The organism is Streptosporangium sp. NPDC050284 (assembly GCF_044459525.1).
GTDB lineage: Bacteria > Actinomycetota > Actinomycetes > Streptosporangiales > Streptosporangiaceae > Streptosporangium.
The window spans coordinates 1-1,174 of record NZ_JBITIZ010000058.1 but is presented as its reverse complement, the minus strand read 5'-3'; the positions used below and the strand labels follow the sequence as shown (position 1 = coordinate 1,174).

The following is a 1,174-nucleotide window of genomic DNA, read 5'->3' as shown; positions in this document are numbered from 1 at the left end:
TACTCCAGTTGAATTCGTAGAGTCCGTCCCCGCGATCACCATGGCTCGATGGCCAACCCCGTTGTGGTCAGACAGCCGTCGAGTAGATGCGGCCTGAACTGGATCTTCTTCAGTTTGCGCTTCATGATCCGGGCCAGGCCGTCGAGATCGGTGACGACGAAGTCGGCCATCGCCCGTCGCAGCAGTGACCAGACCCCTTCAACCGGGTTCAGTTCCGGCGCATACGTCGGCAACCGCACCACCCGTAGCCAGGCCTTGTTCTCCTCGGCGAAGTCGTCCAACTCCTGGACCAGATGCACGTTCAGGTTGTCCCAGCACCACACCAGCGGGGCCCCGAGGTGCGCATGCGTCGCGATGATCAGATCCCGGTAGCGCCGCCAGGAAAAGCTCTTGGCTTCGCCGCCGCGGCCCCGGTAGACATGCACCGCATAGAACAGGTGCGAGCGCCGGCCGGGCCGGAAACAGGCGACCCCGGCCACGTTGACCCGCCCAGCACCCCGGCCGCGTACCCGTACCACCGGCCGCGTCCCGCGCGGCGCCCAGGTCTTCCCCTTCGGCGGCCTCAGCCCCTGGCCTGCCTCGTCTTCGAAGCAGATGTAGGCGCCCAGGTCCGCCGCGGTGGTTTTACCCGCGGCCACACCTCGGCCTTCCATGCCTCGATGGCCTCCTCATCGCGCTCAACGGCCCGCCGCAGCGGCACCCGCACCGACCAGCCATGCCGTTTCAGTAGCTTGGCCACCCCCTGCACGCTGTAGCCGACATGAAACAGCCGGCCGATCACCGTCTTGACCCGCCCCAGGGTCCAGCGCTGGTCATCGGCGAAACCATGCGCCAGCGGACCCCGCCTCAGCTGCGCCTCCAGCTTCATCCATGAGCGCGCCGACAACCGCTCACGCGACACCGGCCCGGCCGACCGCAGAGCCTGCGCCCCGCCCTGCCGCCATCGTCGGCGCCATCGCCGTACCGTCCGCTCGGTGACCCGCAGATCCCGGGCGATGACCATCGTGGACTCCCCGCGCGCGAACCGCTCGGCCGTCTCCAACCGCAGCCGCTCACGCCGCTCCTGCTCGGCAGGGGTGTACCCGCCACGCTGCGCGTATCTCATACTCCCGCTCTACCACCCGGGCAGCGCAACACCACAGGTCAGGGGGACTCTACGAGTTCAAACGGAGTA

At 68.0% G+C, this 1,174-nt stretch carries 2 protein-coding genes; both read right to left on the bottom strand.

Annotated features, from left to right (window positions below; genetic code table 11):
- Window positions 1-35: 35 nt before the first annotated feature.
- On the bottom strand, window positions 36-653 hold the full coding sequence (locus ACIBH4_RS39630) for a transposase (RefSeq protein WP_362522403.1): 618 nt from the start codon (window positions 651-653) through the stop codon (window positions 36-38).
- On the bottom strand, window positions 563-1,105 hold the full coding sequence (locus ACIBH4_RS39625) for a winged helix-turn-helix domain-containing protein (RefSeq protein ID WP_362522402.1): 543 nt from the start codon (window positions 1,103-1,105) through the stop codon (window positions 563-565). The genes ACIBH4_RS39630 and ACIBH4_RS39625 overlap by 91 nt, the downstream gene beginning before the upstream one ends.
- Window positions 1,106-1,174 lie beyond the last annotated feature (69 nt).